The following is a 19,224-nucleotide window of genomic DNA, read 5'->3' on the forward strand; positions in this document are numbered from 1 at the left end:
CCCCCGGAGAGCCTCCACGGCCCCGCCCGGGTCCTCTCCACCGGAAGCTCGGAGGCGTCTGGCCATTCGCGCGGGCTGCTGGACCCCGTGGCGCTGGCGGAGGAGCGGTGGGCGCGGGTGCGGACGCTCCAGGGACGGCCCTCGCTGGGCGTGCCCCTCCAGGCGCGGGGCCGCACGCTGGGCGTGCTGTTCCTCGTGTCCCCCCGGCCGGAGCAGGCGTATGCGCCGGCGGAGCTGGCGCTGACGGAGGAGCTTGGCCGTCGGGCCGCCGCCTCCATCGACAACGCCCAGCTCTACTGCTCGGCGCAGGAGTCCATCCGCGCGCGGGATGAGTTCCTGTCCATCGCCTCGCATGAGCTGAAGACCCCGCTGACCTCCATGAAGCTGCGCGTGCAGCAGCTGGAGTCCGCCCTCACGGTGGCCCGTCCGCTGCCCACGCAGAAGGTGGCGAGGATGCTGGAGGTGTTCGGGTCCCAACTCCAGCGGCTGTCGGAGCTGGTGGAGCACCTGCTCGACGTCACGCGCATCAACGAGCAGCGGCTGGACCTGCGCCTGGAGTCCACGGACCTGGTGGCGGTGGCCCGGGGCGTGGCCAGCCACCTCGCGGAGCAGTTCGAGAAGACGGGCTGCGAGTTCGCGCTGGTGGCCCCGGAGCCAGTGGTCGGGCAGTGGGACCGGCTGCGGATGGAGCAGGTCATGTTCAACCTGCTGACCAACGCGATGAAGTACGGCGCGGGCCGGGCCATCCGGATGGAGGTGGCGCTCCACGGGCGGAAGGCGCGGCTCATCGTGGAGGACGAGGGCATGGGCATCCCACCGGAGGCCCAGGGCCGCATCTTCGAGCGCTTCGAGCGCGCCGCCTCGCGCAACTACGGGGGGCTGGGATTGGGGCTCTTCATCACGCGGCAGATCGTCCAGGCGCACGGGGGAAGCATCTCCGTGGACAGCACGCCGGGCCGGGGCGCGCGGTTCGTCGTGGAGCTGCCGTCCGGTCCTCCGGAGCCCTGCTGAGGTCGAGCGCCTGGCTCGCGCGGGTGGACGTGGCCCCCGCGCACCGAGGGCCGCGCCCGTGCTCGCCGTGATTCGAGCAATGACTCCAAGTCACAGTTAATCCGGTCAAGTTTTGTATTAACGGTTATTTTGGTATGGTGCTTCTTGCTTGGTATGCGGGTTTTTTATCCACCCAGCCCTGCCATGCAGCGGACGCACCCCGCTTGAGCCATCCACAGGTGCGGAGGAGACACCATGAAGAACATCTTGAAGCTTGCCGCCGCGCTTGCAGTGTTCGCGACCGCCGTCGGCTGTGGAGGGCAGGAGGCTGCCACCGAGCCGCAGCAGCTGCCCCCGGGCGCTTCCGCGCCGGTCATTCCCGAGCAGTACATCAAGAGCCAGGGCCAGGACGTCAGCGCGGGCGGCCTGTGCTGCTGGGGGCACTGCAACAACTCGAACGCCTTCGTGAAGGTCAACGTCACCGTGAACTGTCGGGACCGGATCGTCGAGTCGTGTCACAACGCGGGTCTGGCCTTCAATCCGAACGGCGACGCGTGGTGGGGCACCTGCCCGTAATCCGGGGCGTCACGTCCCTGCACACCTGAGGCCGGAAGCCGCGAACGCCTGCGGCTTCTGGCTTCTGTCTTCTGTCGTTCCGCACGAACCCTGACATCCCGTGCGCTCGCGCCCCTCCGGCGCGGGGTTCGTCCCTGTAGATTAGGGTGGGACGGATCCGGAGGGACGACGCCATGGGCTGCTGCCATTACCCCGCTGTTGGTGAAGGCTGCGACGGCGCCTTCACCGTGGACACCTCACGCATCACCTTCGGCCAGGGCTGTCTGGCGGAGGTGGGTGACCGCGCCCGGGCGCTCGGGATGACGCGCGTGGCGCTGTTCTCCGATGCGCGGGTGGCGCGGCTGCCGCACTTCGAGAAGGTCCGCCAGTCGCTGCTCGCCGCGGGGCTGGACGTGGCCGTGTACACGGACGTGCACGTCGAGCCCACGGACCGCTCCTTCCTGGACGCGGCGCGGTTCGCCTCGGAGCTCCGGCCGGATGGCTATGTGTCCCTGGGTGGGGGCTCGGTCATCGACACCTGCAAGGCGGCGAACCTCTACGCCACGCACCCGGCGGACTTCCTGGCCTACGTCAACGCGCCGGTGGGGGAGGGAAGGCCGGTGCCCGGTCCGCTCAAGCCGCACCTCGCGTGCCCCACCACGTCGGGGACGGGCAGCGAGGTGACGGGCATCACCATCTTCGACCTGCTCTCCCTGGCGGCGAAGACGGGCATCGCGTCACCGGCGCTGCGCCCCACCGAGGCGCTCATCGACCCGGACTGCACCACGACGCTGCCCGGCGAGGTGGTGGCCGCCAGCGGGCTGGACGTGCTGTCCCATGCGCTGGAGTCCTATACGGCGCGGCCGTACGTGCGCCGTCCCGCGCCGGCGCGGCCGAGCCTGCGGCCCATGAGCCAGGGCGCGAACCCGTGGAGTGACCTGGGCTGCCGCGAGGCCTTGCGGCTGATGGGCCTGTACCTGGAGCGCGGCGTGAAGGACGCGCAGGACTCCGAGGCGCGCGAGCAGTTGATGTGGGCGGCCACGCTCGCGGGCATCGCGTTCGGCAACGCGGGGGTTCACGCGCCGCACGGCATGGCCTACGCGGTGGCCGGGCGGGTGCGCGACTTCCATCCGTCGGGCTATCCGGAGGGCGAAGCGCTTGTGCCGCATGGCATGGCTGTCATCGTCAACGCCCCGGCGGTGTTCCGCTACACGGCCACCGCGAGCCCCGAGCGCCACCTGGAGGCCGCCGGCTACCTGGGCGCGGACGTGCGCGGCGCGGGGCCTGGGGACGCGGGCGAGGTGCTCGCGGGCAGGCTGGTCCAGGTCATGCGCGCGGTGGGGATGCCGAATGGCCTGGGCGGGGTGGGGTACACCGACGCGGACGTGGAGGCGCTCACGGAGGGCGCCTTCCCGCAGCAGCGCCTGCTCCAGAACGCGCCCCGGGAGATGACCCGGCCTGTCCTCAACGACCTGTTCCACCAGGCGCTGCGCTACTGGTAGGCGAAACCTGGAGGCCCCCGTGTCCGAGACCGCCGACCGCTACCGCTACTTCCTGCCCATCACCACCCGGTGGATGGACAATGACCTGTACGGCCACATCAACAACGTCACCTACTACAGCTACTTCGACACCGTGGCGAACCACTACCTCATCCACGAGGGCGGCCTGGACATCCACGCGGGCTCCATCATCGGGCTGGTGGTGGAGTCGAAGTGTGGCTACCACGCGCCGCTCGCGTACCCCGACCGGCTGAGGGCGGGGCTGCGCGTGGACAAGCTCGGCAACCGCTCCGTCACCTATGGCATTGCCCTCTTCAAGGAGGGCGAGGAGCAGGCCGCGGCCCACGGCTACTTCGTGCACGTCTTCGTGGACCGCCAGACACGCAAGGCCGTGGCGATGCCCGAGCGACTGCGGGAGGCGCTCGGGCGGCTCGTCTTCACGTGACGGACGGGCTCAGGGGCAGCCGGAGCTGACCTCGAGCGCGTCGTACGCCATCCACCCGTTGCGGCGGGTGCTGGTCGCGGCGATGACGTAGCCGTAGATGAACTTCATCGTCCCGGACTGCTGGCGGTAGCGGCCCACGCTGTCCTGGACCCAGAGCGGGATGTCGATGGACGGGGCGCCCGAGTTGGTCGGCACGTCCAGGCGCTGGAACTTCGTGCCCGCGGGGAAGTGGTCCACCGCGACGCCGCCCAGGCCGAAGCCCGGCACGTTGAAGGTGAGGTTCGCGGAGCGCAGGCCGTTGGCCCGCACGAGCGGCAGGTAGTCGCCCGCGCGCTCGTGGGTCGCGTCGCTGTCGTAGACGACCTTCTTGAGCTCCAGGGTCGTGTCGTGCGAGTTGCGCACGGCGTAGCACGCCATCTTGGCGAGCCCCGAGCTGAGCGCGGAGACGTGCCCGACCTTCTCCTCGAAGGACGTGCGGCCCTTGATGGCGGACATGGGCATCCAGCCCGCGCTGGAGTTGGACGTGGACACCGCGAAGGCATGCAGCTCGCCCGCGAAGGTGCGCGTCTGGCCGTGGTTGAACGTGGAGCTCGTCCGGGTGGAGGTGCCCACCACGGTGCCGTTGCCGTCGCGGATGGGCCCGCCCGTGTAGAGCTCCCAGGAGTCGTCGTCGTCCGGATCATTGGTGAGGACGCGGTTGCCGCCCGTCGGACGCAGCTTGCAGTTGTACGGGCTCTCCTCGCACACCGTGCCGTTCACGCCCGAGAACGCCGCCTGCTGCGTGGAGACCACCGTCTCCTCCACAGCGCCGTCCGTCACGGAGGCCTCGCCGCCACAGGCGGAGAGGGCCAGGGCCACCACGCCAAACACCGGGTTTTTCAAGTTCATGATAAAGAGGGAAATCCGACTTGGCCTGTTTTGTCAAATCCATGCACGGCCCGTGTGTCACCTCTGCGGCGTGGCGTACCGCTGGCTGACCGGGGCTCCCTCCCCTCCACCTGTCACCGCGGCTCGGTCACCGTGAGCGTCGCGGTCGTGATGGCGGCGAGCGAGCCGTACTGGGGATTGCTCAACCTGACCGACAGCGTCTTCGCCGCGCCGATGACGGGGTTGTTCAGCAGCGGGACGGTGATGGCCTTGGACGCGGTTTCGCCGTCGGCCCAGCTCAGGGTGCCGCTCGTCGCGGCGTAGTCGGTGCCGGCGTACGCGGTGCCGTCCAGGGTGGAGTAGGCCACCGTCACGGGCCCGGTGCTGCCTCCGGTGCGGCTGACGGTGAGCACCGCGGTGCCCGCGTTCTTCGGGGCGCTCACGCTGGCGGTCGTGTGCTGGACGGCGCCGGACGGATGGTTCGTCTTCCAGAACTGCAGCAGCGTCGTGAGCGCCTGCGGCGGGTTGGTGGGCCGGCCCACGGGGCTCGTGGCCGTGCCGGTCTGGTCGGAGGTGTTGATGCCGTGGCAGCTCGCGCACGTACGGACCTCGCCCTTCTGGAACGTCACCCAGAACCGCTCCTTCACCTGGCTTGTCTTCTTCGTGTCGTCGTCCTGCAGGTGCCAGGACATGGCCTTGCCCGCGGGCAGGATGGCGGCGAACGAGCCGTCATCGCCCAGCCGGAGCGCTCCCGGAGGCGCGCCCGGCGTCTGCACGTTCTCCGCCCAGGTGTCGTGCAGCGGGGTGGCGACGACGCGCCGGCCCGGAGCGGGTGTGCTCCCGCCGAGCAGGTAGCCCCGCCGCAGGTCCGCCTGCAGGAACTGGATCCACGCGACGTTGTAGAGCGTGCCGGTGGTGGCGGTGGTCTGCGTGCTCGACCAGGTGACCTTCAGGTTGAACGGCTGCTGACGGTCGTGCAGGTCGCGCTTCGTCACGTTGCGGCCCACGGTGAGCGCCGCGTTGATGGAGCGCAGGTAGCTCTGGAACGTGGGCACGTCCACGCCCGCCGAGGCGAAGACGCCGGCCTCGATGGGGTCGATGCGCGACGTGGCCGCGACCGGCGGCGTGCGCGGCGCGACCTCGGCGGGATCCAGCTCCCAGGCGGGGCCGTTGTAGCTCACGAGCGTCGAGCCCACGTAGTAGCTGGTGGTGAGGGTGAGTCCCGCGGTCAGCGTCACATCGGGCACGTAGGTCGTCCCGGACGGCTTCAACGACTTCAGCCGGAAGGCGTAGAACGACACGGGCTGAGCGACGGTGCCGCTGTTGTAGTCGGTCTGCCGGACCCCGCCCACGTGCGAGGCGACCAGGTTGCCGTCGGCGAGCGGCACCGGGGTGCGGTAGAGCGTCTCCGCGTTCGCGACGGGGAGCGCGGCCGCGCCGCTGGCGGGCACGTTCATGCCCCCCTTCACCGTGGGGATGAAGGCGGGCTTCGCCGCGTTGTTCGCGCCGGGCGTGATGTAGGTCACGGTGATGGCGTCGGGATTCAGCGGGGCGCCGCTCGCGTTCGTGCCCGCGTTGTTCAGCCGGACGATCTGCCCCGCGCCGTGCGTGCCCAGGTCCGGGGCGTCACTGCCATAGAACGTCCCCGGGCGCCGCGGGTCCTCCCGCGTCCACAGGAGGTTGTTGTAGAAGGTGCGCGCCGTCATGCCGCCGTAGCCGGGGTTCACGGTCGCGCTCAGGTCGACGAGGGTGGCGTCCTTGAAGCTCTTCGCGACGCCATTGGCGACCTCATGGCGGCCCACGTGGTTGAGGATCTCGCCGTCGGTGCCGTCCAGGTTGATCATCCACGGCATGAAGAGGTTCAGCGCGAAGCCGTTGAGGGTATTGCCGAACTCGTCAAGGAGCGTCTTGCGGTCGAAGTTGCGGGGCTCCGGGAAGAACTCCCAGGCATTGATGGACATCGCGGTGACCTGGGTGAACGCCGCGCCCGAGGTCTCGTCGACGAAATTGCCCGAGCCGTTGAAGGTCTGCTTGAAGGTCTCGTTGTAGGGCGCCGTGGTGATGCCGTCGCGGTAGTCCGTCACCGCCTCGGGGTCGCGCGTCTGGTGGTCCCAGTTCGTGAAGATGAGCCGCCCGGCGCTGTCGACCATGGGCGAGAACGCGCCGCTGGGCGCGTGGTGCAGGAGCTGGAGCGAGCTGGCCGACATCGGGTCCAGGCTCCACAGTCCGCTGACCGTGGGCAGGCCCAGGTACTCCTCGCGCTGGAGCAGGTGCGCCTGCCCGTTGTACGGACGGTCGCTGGCGAAGACGAGCTTCCCGTTGAGCGCGTAGGTCGGGAACACGTTGTTGGAGGCCGGCTGGTTCGCGACCTTCGTGAGGACGGGCGGCACGCTCGCGTTCAACTGGGCCTGCGTGGGGAGCGTGATCTCGTAGAGCTGCCACAAGAACTGCGTCGTGTCCGTGGGGCCGCTCGGCGCTCCGATGACCATGCTGAAGAGAGCCTTGTCCGCGGCCCAGCTCACGCTCGGGTTGCGCACCGCCACCGCGTTGGTGGCCGGCTTGCCGCCAGGAATCGCGCTCCAGTCCGCCGCCGCGAGCAGGTCCACCACCTGCCCGTTGCTGAAGCGGACATGCAGCGAACCGCCGCGTCCCGCGTGCGCCGTGTCCGCGAGGTGATTGCTGAACGGCGAGACACAGGACTGATCACTCACGGAGATGGTGCGCGAGTTCACCTCCTCCGGCATGGGCACCTGCGTGACGAAGAGAATCGGGTTCGTGGGGTTGCCCGCGCGCGCGGCGGACGCAGACAGCCCCAGTACGGCCACGAGGACGAGGCGCTTGAGGTGGGTTCGCATGCAGGGAATCAAGCATGTTTTGTTGGAAATTATATTTTCCAATGGAAGGCTTGATTTCCAGGTATCGTGCGCGGTCGGGTCTGGATCAATGACAGGGACGTGGGCCTGTCGCAGCCGCGCTTCCGCCGGTGCTGGTGCTCCAGGGCGTGCCCGTCAGTGTTTCGCCGGAATCGGACGCTGCTTCGCGCGCAGGCTCAGCAGAACGCCCGCGAGCAGCGCGGTGCCACCCAGGAGCAGCCGCTGGGTGAGGGGCTCTCCGAGCAGCAGCACCGCGCCCACCGCTGCGATGACCGGGACGCACAGCTGCACCACCGCCGCGCGCGTGCTGCTCAGGTGGGGCAGCGCGGCGTACCAGAGGCTGTAGCCCACGCCCGAGGCGAGCGCGCCTGACGTGACCGCAAGCAGCAGCCCCTTCGACGACAGGGGTGGGGCCGCGTCCAGGGCGCGGGCGAGCATCACAAGTGCCAGGGCCAGCGGCACGCTGCGCACGAAGTTGCCGGCCGTTGCCGCGAGAGGGTCCGTGCTCCCACGCCCCCGCAGGCTGTAGATGCCCCACGCCACGCCCGCCGCGGCCATGAGCCCCGCGCCGAGCGCATCCGGCGCGCTTGCTCCAGGAAGCGTGAGCCCCGCGAGCCCTGCGAGTGCCACCGTGAGCCCCGCCCACTCGAGCGCGCGCGGCCGCTCACCGCGCGCGAGCCCTGCCGCGAGCATGGTGAGCTGCACGCAGCCGAAGAGCAGCAGGGCGCCCACGCCCGCCCCGATGCGCACGTACGCGAAGCTGAAGCCGGCCGCATACGCGAAGAGCGCAAGCGCCGACGCCCAGCTCCCGTGCCCCGTCGCCCCGCGGCCGCCCCGTCGCAGCCGCAGCAGCAGCGCGAGCACCAGCGCTCCCGACGCAAGCCTCACCAGCGTGAACGAACCCGCGTCGATGCTGCGCGCCGCGCCACCCGAGAGGGCCGCGCGGCACAGCAGCGAGTTCGCGGCGAAGCCCAGCAGGGCCAGCAGGGTGAGGAGGGGAGTGCTCACGCTGCAGGGACATAGCGGGCCGCGTGACGCGCGTCACGTCCCCGGGGCATCACCACCCGGCTGAAGTGTTCCCTCTCATCGATCTGCGGGCTGCACCGCAGGAGCAGCAGGTCCACGCCGGCGCGCTCGAACTCCAGCACGCGCTCGGCCACGGGGTCCGGCGTGCCGATGAGCCCGCCCGCGGGCCGCGGCTGGATTCGGTGTGCGCCTCCCTCTTTCGGGTGATTGCCTCGTGAGGCCGCTTCGCCGTCCCATGGAGGGATGAGGTGGAGGGCGCATGACGGAAGCGGAGGCGATGGAGCCGCGGGCCAGGACCGCGGCCGTGCGGTGGGCGCGTTGGCACCTGGGGCCCATGGGTTTTCGCGACCTCATCACCGGGGTCGAGGTCGAGACACTTCGCTACGGGCGCCTCATCACGCGCTACGCGACCCGCACGGGAACCTGGGCGGAGGAGCCCGCCACGGGCGCGATGAGCGCGCTCAGCCATCCGGTGGCGCTGGAGTCCCTGGACCTGTGGAGCGGGTCCCCCGAGGAGCTGGCGGTGCGCACCTCGCATGTGGCGGCCTGCCGCAGGTGTTCGGGGGGAGGTCAGGTGACGTGCCCCTCCTGTCACGGCGGCCTGCGCGTGAGTTGTTCCGGCTGCGGCGGCGACGGGCGGCGGATGAGTCGCGCGCGCAAGAGCTACCGGACGGTCAGGTGTCCGGAGTGCCGTGGGACCGGGAAGAAGAAGTGCCTCCGCTGCTCGAAGGGACAGGTGGGCTGCACTCCCTGCCGGAGCTCGGGGCGCATGCGGCGATGGCTCAAGGTGACCACCGCGCAGGGCACCCAGGTGGGCGTCTGGCCTGACGACCCGCGGCTGCGTGCGCATCCGGGCCTCATGCGCGGCTCGCCGCGGGCCCTCCAGTGGCGGGGTGCGCGCACCCTGGAGACGCGGGAGCACGATGGCCCGCTTCCGTCGTCCCGGCCGGGCCCGGAGGCTGAAGCGGCGGGCTTCCTGTCCGCGCGAGCCTCGCTGGAGCCGACCCTCGAACCCCTCCGGGGGCGCGTCCTCTCGCAGACGCTGGAGGTGTTCGAGGCCCCCTCCGCGACCGTCCACTACACGTTCGCGGGCCAGCGGGGCTTCCTGAAGTTGCTGGGCCATGACCTTCGCGCGACCCCGGCCCGAGACACCCGCCCTTTCCGCCACCGCTTCGCGGCCCTGCTGGGCGTCTTCTTCCTGGGCTTCTTCTTCGGCGCCCCGCTCCTGTCGAGCGCCTTCACGGGGCGCCATCTCTTCTACCAACGCCATCCATCCGCAGGGCTCGTCGCGTGGGCCTCGCTGGGCCTGATTTCAGGCTGCTGGCTGATGATGGCGAGCTGGCAGCGGCTGCGTCGGGCGGATGGCTCGAAGTCCGCGAGGCGGTGGCATGACCGGTTTGGCTTTGGCCTCACCGGGCTCTGCGCCCTCCTCTACCTGGGATGCTTCACCTGGGTGCGGCCCTCCACCGCGGAGTTGTCGCGGCTGACCACCGCGGGCACGCTTGACCTGGCCGAGCTGCATGCGAATGCCTTGCAGTCGGAAGGGGACACCTCCCACGCGTTCATCGCCGCCCGGAACGCCTTCGTGCAGGCCCGTGTGCGGGGCATGGACAACCGCGCTGCGGTGAAGCTCGTCACCTTCTACGCGCGCACGAAGGTCGAGACGCAACCCCTGGAGGCCGAGCGACAGCGGCTGCGGGAGGCCTGGATCCTCTCGGCGCTCGCCCGGAACGACGAGTCGGAGGTCGAGCAGGAGTTGACGCACCTCGCGAACGAGGAGGCCCCGCTGCCGTTCGTGAACCGCCTTCGCGCGCGGCTCGAGGACCAGCGGCTGGAACAGGGCAAGGCCCTGCTGGCGAAGGGAGAGGTGGAGGACGCGCTTCGCACCCTGCTGCGGATCCAGGCGCCCTCGCTCGCCACGGAGCCTCCCGGGCCCCTGGTGTCGCACGCCTACCTGTTGCGCGCCCGGAGCTGCGCGGCCCAGGACCGCCCCTGTACGGCCCAGGCCCTCAAGCTCGCCGTGGAGGCTGACGCCAATGAAGCAGCCCGGACGGCCCTGGCGACCTTCCGCGACACAGAGGCCGCGCGGCTGGAGCAGGTCGCCCGCGCATCGGGGAGCCTGGGCCCCAGACTGCAAGCACTCCACGCCGCCGAGGTGGAAGCGCAGGGCCTGCTCTCCGTGCTCACCGGTGACGCCGCGCTGACCGGGGCACGGAGCCACGTCCTCCAGCGACGGGAGGAGTTGCTGCGGGGGCAGCTGCCATTGGGAGCGCCTGTCGAGGTCGCGCAGGCCTTGCTGGGCGCCTCGGGGCTCCAGGAGAAGCAGCCTGGAGTGTTCGCCGTGAAGGAGGCCCCCACGGGCACGCTCGTGCACCTCTTCGTGGCTCAGGGCATGACGCGCGGACTTCATGTCACCGCCACGGACCACGGGCGCGAAGCCCTGGCCACGGAGGCGCTCCAGCAGGTGGTCCAGCGCCTGACGGGACATGCCTTCACCGCGAAGGACCTGGTGCGCGCGGGGACGGGGGTCGCCCATGTTCCGGCGCGGCTGGGGCCGCATGCGGCGTTGTTGGGCTGGCAGGACGGAGCACTCGTCGAGGTCCTCGTTGGAAGGGTGGAGCCATGAGGAGCGGGAAGCAGGTGCTGCTCGGGGTGGGCGTCGTCCTGGGCTTCGTCGCCAGCAGCGTCGCGTGGGCGCATGGGGGACGGACCGACAGTTCGGGCTGTCACAACAACCGACGCACGGGCGACTATCACTGTCATGGGGGAGGAGGCTCTTCGGGAGGAGGGTGGAGCGCTCCCGTGGTGGAGCCCGCGCGGTTGCAGGTGGTCGCCATTCCGCGTGCGCGGGTGTGGATCAACGACAAATACGTGGGGCTGTCCCCGACGCGAGCCATCAAGGTGGACAGCGGGCAGGTGAAGGTGAGGCTCGAGCACGCTGCGCTGGGCACGCACGAGGCGACGACGAATGCCACCGCGGGGGAGACGACGGAGCTGACGGTCCGGTGGTGAAATGGGCGTCCTCGATTACGCTTGGCGTATGAGGACCGTGGATGAATGGAAGGCAACGCTGCGTGCCGCGCTGAAAGACGCACTGCGCACCCGAAATGCACCTGCTTCGTCGGTGCTTCGGGAAACGCTCGCCGCCATCGACAATGCCGAGGCGCCCGACATCAGCGTCGCGCCTGCATCGGTCGGTGGCGGCATCGCCGGCAGCGCGGGGGGACTCGGGAGTGGTGAAGTGGCTCGACTGCTCTTGTCCCCGGAGGCGGTGGAGGCGCTCATCCAGCGCGAAATCCAGGAGCGTCGCGACGCGGTGGCGCTCTACCTCCAGCTGGGCAAGACCGAAGAGGCCCGCGCGCTGAGTGCGCAAGTGGAGGTGCTCCTGGCGTTTTGAGAAGAAGCCCGTTCGGGCAGGATGTAAGAGGGCAAGTCCGTCGCGGCATCGCCACAGGCTCAGTGCTCCGACTCCTCGTCCTCCTGAAGCAGCCCGTGCTTGCGCAGCTTGTCGTGCAGCGTCGCCCGGCCGATGCCCAGTGCCCGTGCGGCCTCCGTGCGCTGCCCCTGCGATGTCGCGAGCGCCGCGAGGATGAGCTCGCGCTCGTGCGCGTCCATCCGCTCCCTCAACGTGGCGCCGGAGGGGGCCTGGGGCATTGAGGCTTCGGCGCCTCCGGGCAGCAGGTCCGGATCCAACGTCCCGTCAGCGGACAGCACCACGGCGCTCTCCAGGGCGTTCTCCAGCTCGCGCACGTTGCCGGGCCAGCGGTACGCCGTGAGGCGCTCCAGCAACTCTGGCGTCAGCGCCACGGGGGGCATCCGGAAGCGCTCGGTGTGGCGCGCGAGGAAGTGCCTCGCCAGGGCGGCGATGTCCTCCGGCCGGCTTCGCAGCGGCGGCACCTGGAGCGTCACCACCTTGAGACGGTAGTAGAGGTCCTCGCGGAAGCGACCCTCGGCCACGCGCTGGGGCAGGTCCCGGTGGGTGGCGGCGAGGACGCGGACGTCCACCGGGAAGGCGCGGTCCTCTCCCAGCGGACGCACCTCGCCCTCCTGGAGGACTCGCAGGAGCTTGGCCTGGAGGGGCAAGGCCAGCTCTCCCACCTCGTCCAGCAGGAGGGTGCCGCCGTCCGCCTCGCGGAAGAGGCCCCGTCGCAGTCGCACGGCCCCGGTGAAGGCTCCCTTCGCATGGCCGAACAGCTCCGCCTCGGCGAGCTCCGGCGCGAGCGCGGCGCAGTTGAAGCGCACGTAGGGCTTGTCCGCGCGCGGCGAGGCTCGCACCAACGCTTCGGCGACGCGCTCCTTGCCGGTGCCGCTCTCTCCGGTGATGAGCACGGTGACATCGCGCGGGCCCACGCGCTGGATGAGCAACGCCAGCCGCGCCATCGCTTGCGACACGAAGACCAGCGAGCGCAGCAGGTTCACCTCGCCCGCGAGCCGCTCGTTCTCCGCCTCCAGCCGCACCAGGCCCAGCGCCCGGCGCACCACCGCGAGCACGTCGTCCACGTCGAAGGGTTTGCGGAAGTAGTCCAGCGCGCCCAGCTTCATCGCCTCCACGGCGTGGCGCTCGGAGCCGTGCGCGGTGATGAGGATGACGCGCGGCGCGGGCGAACGGGCGCGGACCCTCCGCAGCAGCTCCATTCCATCCACGCGCGGCATCCGCAGGTCGCTGAGCACCAGGTCCACGGGAGGCTCCTGCTCCAGGCGCGCGAGCGCGGCCTCTCCGTCCACGGCCTCCTCGACCGTCAGCCCGTCGTCCTCCAGCAAGCCACGCAGCGTGTAGCGCACGCCCGCGTCGTCATCCGCCACCAGCACGCGTGCCTTCATGACAGGGCCTCCTTCCCGGGTGCTTGCGCCGCGGGCGCGGCCGGGAGGACCAGCTCCGCCACGCAGCCTCCGCCTTCGCGCTCGCGCAGGCTCAGCTCTCCGCCATGCTGGCGCATCAGCGCTCGCGCCAGGGCCAGTCCCAGCCCGGAGCCCTGCGGCTTCGTGGTGACGCCCGGCTCGAAGACGCGCTCACGCACCTCCGGTGCCAGCCCTGGTCCCCGGTCGCGCACCTCCACGCGGCCTCCTCCCTCCGGCGTCGTCCGGGCCTGGAGCTCCACCGTGGTGCCCCGGGGCGCGGCCTCCAGCGCGTTCTGCACCACGTCGATCATCACCTGCCGCACCTTGCGCGCATCGCACCACGCCTCCACCCGGGGCCCTTCCGCGACGCGCAGCCCCACGCCTCGCTCGCCCGCCATGCCCTCGTGCAGCTCCGCCACCTGTCGGCACAGCACATCCAGCGGTACGTGCGCCTCGTTGAGCGGGAGCAGCGGCCGGGAGAAGTTGAGGAACCCTTCGAGGATCTCCTGCATGCGGTCCACCTCCCGGCGCAGCACGCCCAGCCGCTCCGCGGGCCGGCCCTCCACCTCGCGCGCGATCATCGCGGCCAGCCCCTTCACGCTCGCCAGCGGGTTCTTCAGCTCATGGGCAATCTCGCCTGACAGCGTGGTGAGCGTGCGGACCCGCTCCTCGTGCGCCTTCAGCACGTCGTCACGCGCGGCCAACGCCGTGAGCACCATGCCCCGGAACGTGCGCCGCAACGTCGCGCCGATGAAGTTCGCCCACACCACGAGGAACACCGTCACCCCGAGCATCGTCAGCAGGAGCGCATCGTTGTGCCCCGCGCGCTGGCCGCCTCCGAAGAGCTGCGGCACCAGGTCCGGCAGCACGCCCGTCCACATCACCGCCGCCTGCACGCCCAGCAGCGCCAGCAGGTAGCCCGCCCACCTGCGGCCTCGCGCGGTCGGGAAGAGGATCGCCGTGGCGAAGCTCGCGGGCACCACCAGCGGGATGAGCGGACTCTCCAGCCCTCCCAGCGACAGGTTCGTCAGCGTGAAGAGGGGGAACGCCACCAGCGGCAGCACCGTGCCCGGCTCCGACGACACCACCTGCTTGCGCCGCCAGGAGGAGACGACGCCCAGCCCCACCAGCACCAACAGGAGCACCGCCCCCACGCTCCACCGGCGCCAGGTGGACGTGTCCCCGATGAGGCCCAGCGACACGAGCACCACCGGCAGGGGGCTCAGGAACACCAGCACCTTCGTCACCTGACGGAACATCCGCGAGAACGCCTCGCGCTGGACCTGCTCGATTCCGGTGGCCGTGGGTGGGGGCATCGAATGCAAGGCGTTCTCCTGGACCGGGGGGCACTACCCTATGCCCAAGCAAGGCGGATGCCCCACCCCGAGCGCCAGGGCCCGACGTGAAGCCCCGCGCCCCGTGTCCGGAAACCCGGCGTCCAGCGCCGGAAATCCGAACACGCCAGGCGGGCTCCGCACTGTTGCCCGAGGAACTCCGGGCTGGCACGCCGGGTGCTCCATCCACGACGCGGTGATGCGTGCGGCCATGGCCGCGTCGGGAGGCACGGATGTCGGGGCAGGGGAGACGGTCGAAGCATTCGAAGCGTGCCGTCGTCGCGGCGGTCGTCCTCGTCGCCGTCATCGTGGCGGGCATCGCGTGGCTGCGACGTCCTCCCCCGGTCGAGCCGCCGCCGCGCTTCACCGGCTACGTCGTCAGCGACAACGTCTACCTCTCTTCGCCCGTGGCCGGGATGGTGGCGGAGGTGTCCGTGGTGCGCGGTCAGCGCGTGGAGCCAGGCACGCCACTGTTCCGCATGGAGCCCACGTCAGGGCAGGCACGCGCTGACCAGGCGAGGGCGCAGATAGGGCAGACGGAGGCCCAGCTCCTCGCGCGCCGTTCGGACGTGGGACGGGCCCGTGCCTCGCTCGCCGTCGCGCAGGCGGAGGTGGACCGCGCGGACGCGGACCTGGCCCGACTCCTCGCTGTCCAGCGGGCGATGGACGGGGCCGTGACGCCGCAGCAGCTCGACCTGCTCCGCGCGACCGTGGCGCGAGCGCATGCCCAGCGTGACGTGGCCCTCACGGACGTGACCTCCGCGAGCGCGCAGCTGGAGGTCGTCCGCGCCCAGCTCGCGAGCGGACGCGCGGGCCTCACGGCCGCGGAGCGGCAGATCTCCGAGCTGGCGCCCGTCTCCCCCGTCGCGGGTCGCGTGGAGGAGGTGCTCTTCCAGGAGGGCGAGTGGGCCGCCCCCAACGCAGCCGTCATCAGCATCGTCCCGGACGCGCGCGTGAAGGCCCGCTTCTACGTGCCGCAGGCCCGCGTGGCCTCGTACGCACCGGGCACCGTCGTGGCCATCGCGTGCGACGGCTGCGACGCCGGGATGACCGCGCGCGTGGACTACGTGTCCTCGCGTCCCGAGTACACGCCGCCCATCATCTACAGCCTGGAGACGCGGCAGAAGCTGGTGTTCCTGGTGGAGGCGGTGCCCTCCCATCCCACGCGGCTGCTCCCCGGGCAGCCCCTCGACGTGACGCCGCTGCCCCCGCGGGCCGTGGAGGTGGCTCGATGAGCGGGCGGGCCATCGACGTGCGCGGGCTCAACAAGTCGTTTGGCGACCGGCACGTCGTGCGGGACGTCTCCATCGCGGTGGACTCCGGCCGCATCACCGGCTTCCTGGGCCCCAACGGCTCCGGCAAGACGACGACGCTGCGGCTCTTGTGCGGCCTGCTCACGCCCGACAGCGGCGAGGGCGAGGTGCTGGGCATGGACTTCCGCGCCCGCGGCGACGCCATCAAGCGCAGGACGGGCTACATGACGCAGAAGTTCTCCCTCTACGAGGACATGACGCTGGAGGAGAACCTGGCCTTCGTCGCGCGCATCCACGGGCTCGACCAGCGACGCGAGCGCGTGGACGCGACCCTCCACCGGCTGGGCCTCTTCGACCGCCGCCGCCAGCTCGCGGGCGCGCTCTCCGGCGGGTGGAAGCAGCGCCTGGCGCTGGCCGCCGCGACGCTGCACGAGCCCCGGCTGCTGCTCCTGGACGAGCCCACCGCGGGCGTCGACCCGCGCGCCCGCCGCGAGTTCTGGGATGAGATCCACGCGCTCGCCGCCGGGGGCCTCACGGTGCTGGTGTCCACGCACTACATGGACGAGGCCGAGCGCTGCCACGACATCGGCTACATCCTTTACGGCCGCCTCATCGCGCGGGGCACGGCGGACGCCGTCATCCGCGACTCCGGGCTGGTGACGTTCCTGGGAGAAGGGCCGGGCATCGACCGCGCGGCGCACGAGTTGGCCCGGGCCGAAGGCGTGCTCAGCGCCTCCGCGTTCGGCGCCGCCGTGCACGTCAGCGGCGTCCAGCGCGAGGCCCTGGAGCGGGCCCTGACCCCGTGGCGCCGCGAGCCCTTCCGCTGGAGCGAGGTCCCACCGTCCCTGGAGGACGTCTTCATCCAGCTCATGGGTCGCGAGCGCGACGAGCGGTACGCGTCATGAGCATGGACTCGCTGCCGCGCATCCTGGCCGTGCTGCTCAAGGAGTTCACGCAGCTGCGTCGCGACCGCGTCACCTACGCGATGATCCTCCTCTTGCCGGTGATGCAGCTGCTCATCTTCGGCTACGCCATCAACATGGACCCCCGGCACCTGCCCGCGGCGGTGCTGTCCCATGACACCAGCACCGTGGCCGCCTCCGTCGTCGCCACGATGGAGCGCACGGGCTACGTGGACGTGCGCTACCTGCCGCGCTCCGACGCGGAGCTGGAGCAGCTGCTGCGGCGCGGGCAGGTGATGCTCGCCGTCACCATCCCGCCGGACTTCACCCAGCGGGTGCTCAAGGGCGAGCGCGCGCAGATCCTCGCGGAGGCGGACGCGTCCGACCCCCAGGCCGCGGCGGGCGCGCTCGCGGCGGTGGCGATGCTGCCCACGGAGGCGCTGACGCACACGCTGGTGGGGCCGGTGGCGCGACGGTCCACGCCGCCGCCGTTCGAGGTGGTGGTGCACCGTCGCTACAACCCGGAGAGCCTCTCCCCGTTCCACATCGTGCCGGGCCTGCTGGGCATCATCCTGTCCATGACGCTGGTGATGATGACCGCCATGGCCGTCACCCGCGAGCGCGAGCGCGGCACCATGGAGACGCTCCTGTCCACGCCCGCCACGCCCGCGGAGATCATGGTGGGCAAGCTCACGCCCTACGTCGTCGTGGGCCTGCTGCAGACCGTCGTGGTGCTGACGATGGCGCGGGTGCTGTTCTCGGTGCCCATGGCGCGCACGCCCGCGGGGTGGGGCGCGCTCGCGTGCGGCATCGTGTTGTTCATCGTGGGCAACCTGTCGCTGGGCTACCTCATCTCCACGGTGGCTCGCAGCCAGTTGCAGGCCATGCAGATGTCGATGTTCTACCTGCTGCCGTCCATCTTCCTGTCTGGCTTCGCCTTCCCCTTCCTGGGCCTGCCCCGGTGGGCGCGGCTGTTGGGAGAGGTCATCCCCGTCACGCACTTCCTGCGCATCGTGCGGGGTGTGCTGCTCAAGGAGCAGGTGCTCGCGGACATGGGCGACGACCTGCTCGCGCTGGGCCTGTTCGTGCTGGCGGTGGCGGGCGCGGCCATCGCGCGCTCGCGCACCACGCTGGACTGACGAGGACTCCGGGGGCGGCCTAGTAGCGCGGCCGGGTGGGCAGGTTCAGGTCGTCGCGCAGGACGTTCTCGCCGGGGCGACCGCCCTGGACGACGTCCGGCGTGGCCGGGTTCTGGTCCAGGTCGATGGGCAGACCCACCGCGGACGTCTCGCGGTTGTTCACGCCGTCCTTCTCACCGCGCGCCAGCGTGCCGTTCGCGTAGTCGGACGCGTGCACCAGCTCGTGGAAGAGGCCGACGACGGGCGGACGGTTCTGCCAGTCCTCGGTGCCCAGCGAGATGCGCGTGGTGTTGTAGTTCACCGTGCCGTTGGTGCCCTTGTTCTTCGTGCCGTCCGTGTTGAGCCAGGCGTCGTCGCGGTTGGCGGGCCCCGCGGAGTTGCCGCCGCTCGTCTCCTGGATGGTCGTCGTGTGGCCGCTGTCATCCAGCGTGCGCAGCAGCTCCTGGCCCGAGGGCAGCGAGCGCATCGCGTCCAGGTCCGACTGCGCGCGCGCCTGGAAGTCCGCGCTGCCCGTCACCGTCACCGACCGGCCCCGCTGGTCGGCGTTCGTCATGTCGACGATCTCCTTCTCGCCCGTGGCCACGTCGGGCGTGCTCTCGCCCTCTTCGACGTAGAGCTTGTCGGTGCCCGTGCCGCCCCGGACCGTGTCCGTGCCCGCGCCGCCCGCCACCGCGTCGTTGCCGGTGCCGCCGCTCAGCGTGTCGTTGCCGCGCCCGCCGATGACCTGATCATCGCCCGCGCCGCCGGAGGCCTTGTCGTCGCCCGCGCCACCGTCGATGTAGTCGCGCCCGGCGCCGCCCGAGATGGAGTCGTTGCCGTCCAGGCCGTAGATCACGTCGCGGCCCTCGCCGCCGAGGATGCGGTCATCGCCCGCGCCGCCCTCCAGGTAGTCGTCGCCGTCCAGGCCGCTGAGCGTGTCCTTGCCCTCGCCGCCGATGACGGTGTCGTTGCCCGCGCCGCCCACGAGCTTGTCATTGCCCTTGCCGCCCACGAGCTTGTCATTGCCCGCGCCGCCCTCCAGCGTGAGGCCCTGGGTGACGCTCGCGTCCACCGTGATGGAGTCGTCCCCGTCGCCGCCCTGGATGATGGCGCCCTTGGCCTGCGCGGCCGTGAGCGTCACCGTGTCCTTGCCGGAGGTGATGGTCAGCCCGCCGTCCTTGTTCTGGGCCACCGTGGCGGTGTTGTTGCCCGCGCCCAGGTCCACCACCGTCTTGCCGGCGGCGTTGGTGCTCACCTGCGGGCCCGCGACGGCCTTTGCCACGTCCTTGACGGCCTTCGCGATGGCGGAGCTGATGCCCCCCAGGAAGCCGCCGTCCTTCTTGGCGTCGGCCTTGTCGGCCTCACCCCCGCGAACCGGCGCTGCCTTCACGCTCTGGGCCCGGGCCGGCGCGGTGCGGGGCCCCGCTTCGAAGCCATCCGTCATCTGCTGGGAGACGGCGGCCTTCACCACGTTGGGGCGCGGGGCCGTGGCAGGGGCCTTCGCGGGCTCCGGCTTCACG

At 71.0% G+C, this 19,224-nt stretch carries 17 protein-coding genes; 10 read left to right on the plus strand and 7 right to left on the minus strand.

Translation table 11 applies throughout. The features are described 5' to 3' along the window. From D7V97_RS22165 to D7V97_RS22180, 4 genes are all read left to right on the plus strand, one after another. A partial coding sequence (locus tag D7V97_RS22165; protein ID WP_120612650.1) for an ATP-binding protein occupies window positions 1–1,011 on the plus strand: 1,011 nt, incomplete at its 5' end. Between the two features lie 234 nt (window positions 1,012–1,245). Then, on the plus strand, window positions 1,246–1,566 hold the full coding sequence (locus tag D7V97_RS22170; protein WP_120612651.1) for a hypothetical protein: 321 nt from the start codon (window positions 1,246–1,248) through the stop codon (window positions 1,564–1,566). Window positions 1,567–1,739: 173 nt separating this feature from the next. Further along, window positions 1,740–3,047: a hydroxyacid-oxoacid transhydrogenase gene (locus tag D7V97_RS22175; protein ID WP_120612652.1), complete on the plus strand. Its 1,308-nt coding sequence runs from the start codon at window positions 1,740–1,742 to the stop codon at window positions 3,045–3,047. A gap of 19 nt (window positions 3,048–3,066) precedes the next feature. Further along, a complete protein-coding gene (locus D7V97_RS22180; protein ID WP_233583077.1) occupies window positions 3,067–3,492 on the plus strand; it encodes a thioesterase family protein in 426 nt (141 codons plus the stop codon). 9 nt (window positions 3,493–3,501) lie between these two features. Here D7V97_RS22180 and D7V97_RS22185 read toward each other — a convergent pair whose 3' ends face one another. The 4 genes from D7V97_RS22185 to D7V97_RS44750 form a co-directional block, all read right to left on the minus strand. After that, a complete protein-coding gene (locus tag D7V97_RS22185; protein ID WP_120612653.1) occupies window positions 3,502–4,380 on the minus strand; it encodes a hypothetical protein in 879 nt (292 codons plus the stop codon). Window positions 4,381–4,493: 113 nt separating this feature from the next. Next, the gene (locus D7V97_RS22190; protein WP_147444920.1) at window positions 4,494–7,214 is read right to left on the minus strand and encodes a Calx-beta domain-containing protein; all 2,721 of its coding nucleotides are present in this window, start codon (window positions 7,212–7,214) and stop codon (window positions 4,494–4,496) included. A gap of 153 nt (window positions 7,215–7,367) precedes the next feature. Next, window positions 7,368–8,240, minus strand: a complete 873-nt coding sequence (locus tag D7V97_RS22195; protein ID WP_120612655.1) for a DMT family transporter — start codon at window positions 8,238–8,240, stop codon at window positions 7,368–7,370. After that, entirely contained in the window at window positions 8,237–8,392 is a 156-nt protein-coding gene (locus tag D7V97_RS44750; RefSeq protein WP_158623429.1) for a hypothetical protein, read from the minus strand. Before D7V97_RS44750 ends, D7V97_RS22195 begins: the two co-directional genes overlap by 4 nt. 125 nt (window positions 8,393–8,517) lie before the next feature. Between D7V97_RS44750 and D7V97_RS22205 the strand changes: the two genes are divergently transcribed. The 3 genes from D7V97_RS22205 to D7V97_RS22215 are packed head-to-tail and all read left to right on the plus strand — an operon-like array spanning window position 8,518 to window position 11,655. Next, a complete protein-coding gene (locus D7V97_RS22205; protein ID WP_120612657.1) occupies window positions 8,518–10,884 on the plus strand; it encodes a hypothetical protein in 2,367 nt (788 codons plus the stop codon). Then, window positions 10,881–11,270, plus strand: a complete 390-nt coding sequence (locus tag D7V97_RS22210; RefSeq protein ID WP_120612658.1) for a YHYH domain-containing protein — start codon at window positions 10,881–10,883, stop codon at window positions 11,268–11,270. Before D7V97_RS22205 ends, D7V97_RS22210 begins: the two co-directional genes overlap by 4 nt. Window positions 11,271–11,298: 28 nt before the next feature. Further along, on the plus strand, window positions 11,299–11,655 hold the full coding sequence (locus tag D7V97_RS22215) for a hypothetical protein (RefSeq protein WP_120612666.1): 357 nt from the start codon (window positions 11,299–11,301) through the stop codon (window positions 11,653–11,655). Between the two features lie 59 nt (window positions 11,656–11,714). Here the strand turns inward: D7V97_RS22215 and D7V97_RS22220 are convergent, their stop codons facing one another. Continuing rightward, window positions 11,715–13,079, minus strand: coding sequence for a sigma-54 dependent transcriptional regulator (locus D7V97_RS22220; protein WP_120612659.1), 1,365 nt, complete (start codon window positions 13,077–13,079; stop codon window positions 11,715–11,717). Beyond that, window positions 13,076–14,413: a HAMP domain-containing sensor histidine kinase gene (locus D7V97_RS22225; RefSeq protein ID WP_120612660.1), complete on the minus strand. Its 1,338-nt coding sequence runs from the start codon at window positions 14,411–14,413 to the stop codon at window positions 13,076–13,078. The genes D7V97_RS22220 and D7V97_RS22225 overlap by 4 nt, the downstream gene beginning before the upstream one ends. A gap of 251 nt (window positions 14,414–14,664) precedes the next feature. Between D7V97_RS22225 and D7V97_RS22230 the strand changes: the two genes are divergently transcribed. From D7V97_RS22230 to D7V97_RS22240, 3 genes are read left to right on the plus strand one after another with little or no spacing between them, the layout of a single operon-like run. Further along, window positions 14,665–15,666, plus strand: coding sequence for an HlyD family secretion protein (locus tag D7V97_RS22230; RefSeq protein ID WP_120612661.1), 1,002 nt, complete (start codon window positions 14,665–14,667; stop codon window positions 15,664–15,666). Further along, the gene (locus tag D7V97_RS22235) at window positions 15,663–16,589 is read left to right on the plus strand and encodes an ABC transporter ATP-binding protein (protein ID WP_120612662.1); all 927 of its coding nucleotides are present in this window, start codon (window positions 15,663–15,665) and stop codon (window positions 16,587–16,589) included. Before D7V97_RS22230 ends, D7V97_RS22235 begins: the two co-directional genes overlap by 4 nt. Then, complete coding sequence (locus tag D7V97_RS22240; protein ID WP_233583079.1) at window positions 16,586–17,725, plus strand: ABC transporter permease; 1,140 nt, start codon at window positions 16,586–16,588, stop codon at window positions 17,723–17,725. The genes D7V97_RS22235 and D7V97_RS22240 overlap by 4 nt, the downstream gene beginning before the upstream one ends. 19 nt (window positions 17,726–17,744) lie before the next feature. Here the strand turns inward: D7V97_RS22240 and D7V97_RS22245 are convergent, their stop codons facing one another. Further along, the gene (locus D7V97_RS22245; RefSeq protein ID WP_120612664.1) at window positions 17,745–19,223 is read right to left on the minus strand and encodes a M91 family zinc metallopeptidase; all 1,479 of its coding nucleotides are present in this window, start codon (window positions 19,221–19,223) and stop codon (window positions 17,745–17,747) included. Window position 19,224 lies beyond the last annotated feature (1 nt).

This window comes from Corallococcus sp. CA053C (assembly GCF_003611675.1).
Taxonomy (GTDB): Bacteria; Myxococcota; Myxococcia; order Myxococcales; family Myxococcaceae; genus Corallococcus.

Excerpts from the sequence above, each read along its gene's own strand:
- D7V97_RS22170 (WP_120612651.1), top strand. The coding sequence starts at position 1,246 with ATGAAGAACATCTTGAAGCTTGCCGCCGCGCTTGCAGTGTTCGCGACC.
- D7V97_RS22175 (WP_120612652.1), top strand. The coding sequence starts at position 1,740 with ATGGGCTGCTGCCATTACCCCGCTGTTGGTGAAGGCTGCGACGGCGCC.
- D7V97_RS22185 (WP_120612653.1), bottom strand. The coding sequence starts at position 4,380 with ATGAACTTGAAAAACCCGGTGTTTGGCGTGGTGGCCCTGGCCCTCTCC.
- D7V97_RS22190 (WP_147444920.1), bottom strand. The coding sequence starts at position 7,214 with ATGCGAACCCACCTCAAGCGCCTCGTCCTCGTGGCCGTACTGGGGCTG.
- D7V97_RS22205 (WP_120612657.1), top strand. The coding sequence starts at position 8,518 with ATGACGGAAGCGGAGGCGATGGAGCCGCGGGCCAGGACCGCGGCCGTG.
- D7V97_RS22210 (WP_120612658.1), top strand. The coding sequence starts at position 10,881 with ATGAGGAGCGGGAAGCAGGTGCTGCTCGGGGTGGGCGTCGTCCTGGGC.
- D7V97_RS22215 (WP_120612666.1), top strand. The coding sequence starts at position 11,299 with ATGAGGACCGTGGATGAATGGAAGGCAACGCTGCGTGCCGCGCTGAAA.
- D7V97_RS22220 (WP_120612659.1), bottom strand. The coding sequence starts at position 13,079 with ATGAAGGCACGCGTGCTGGTGGCGGATGACGACGCGGGCGTGCGCTAC.
- D7V97_RS22225 (WP_120612660.1), bottom strand. The coding sequence starts at position 14,413 with ATGCCCCCACCCACGGCCACCGGAATCGAGCAGGTCCAGCGCGAGGCG.
- D7V97_RS22230 (WP_120612661.1), top strand. The coding sequence starts at position 14,665 with ATGTCGGGGCAGGGGAGACGGTCGAAGCATTCGAAGCGTGCCGTCGTC.
- D7V97_RS22235 (WP_120612662.1), top strand. The coding sequence starts at position 15,663 with ATGAGCGGGCGGGCCATCGACGTGCGCGGGCTCAACAAGTCGTTTGGC.
- D7V97_RS22240 (WP_233583079.1), top strand. The coding sequence starts at position 16,586 with ATGAGCATGGACTCGCTGCCGCGCATCCTGGCCGTGCTGCTCAAGGAG.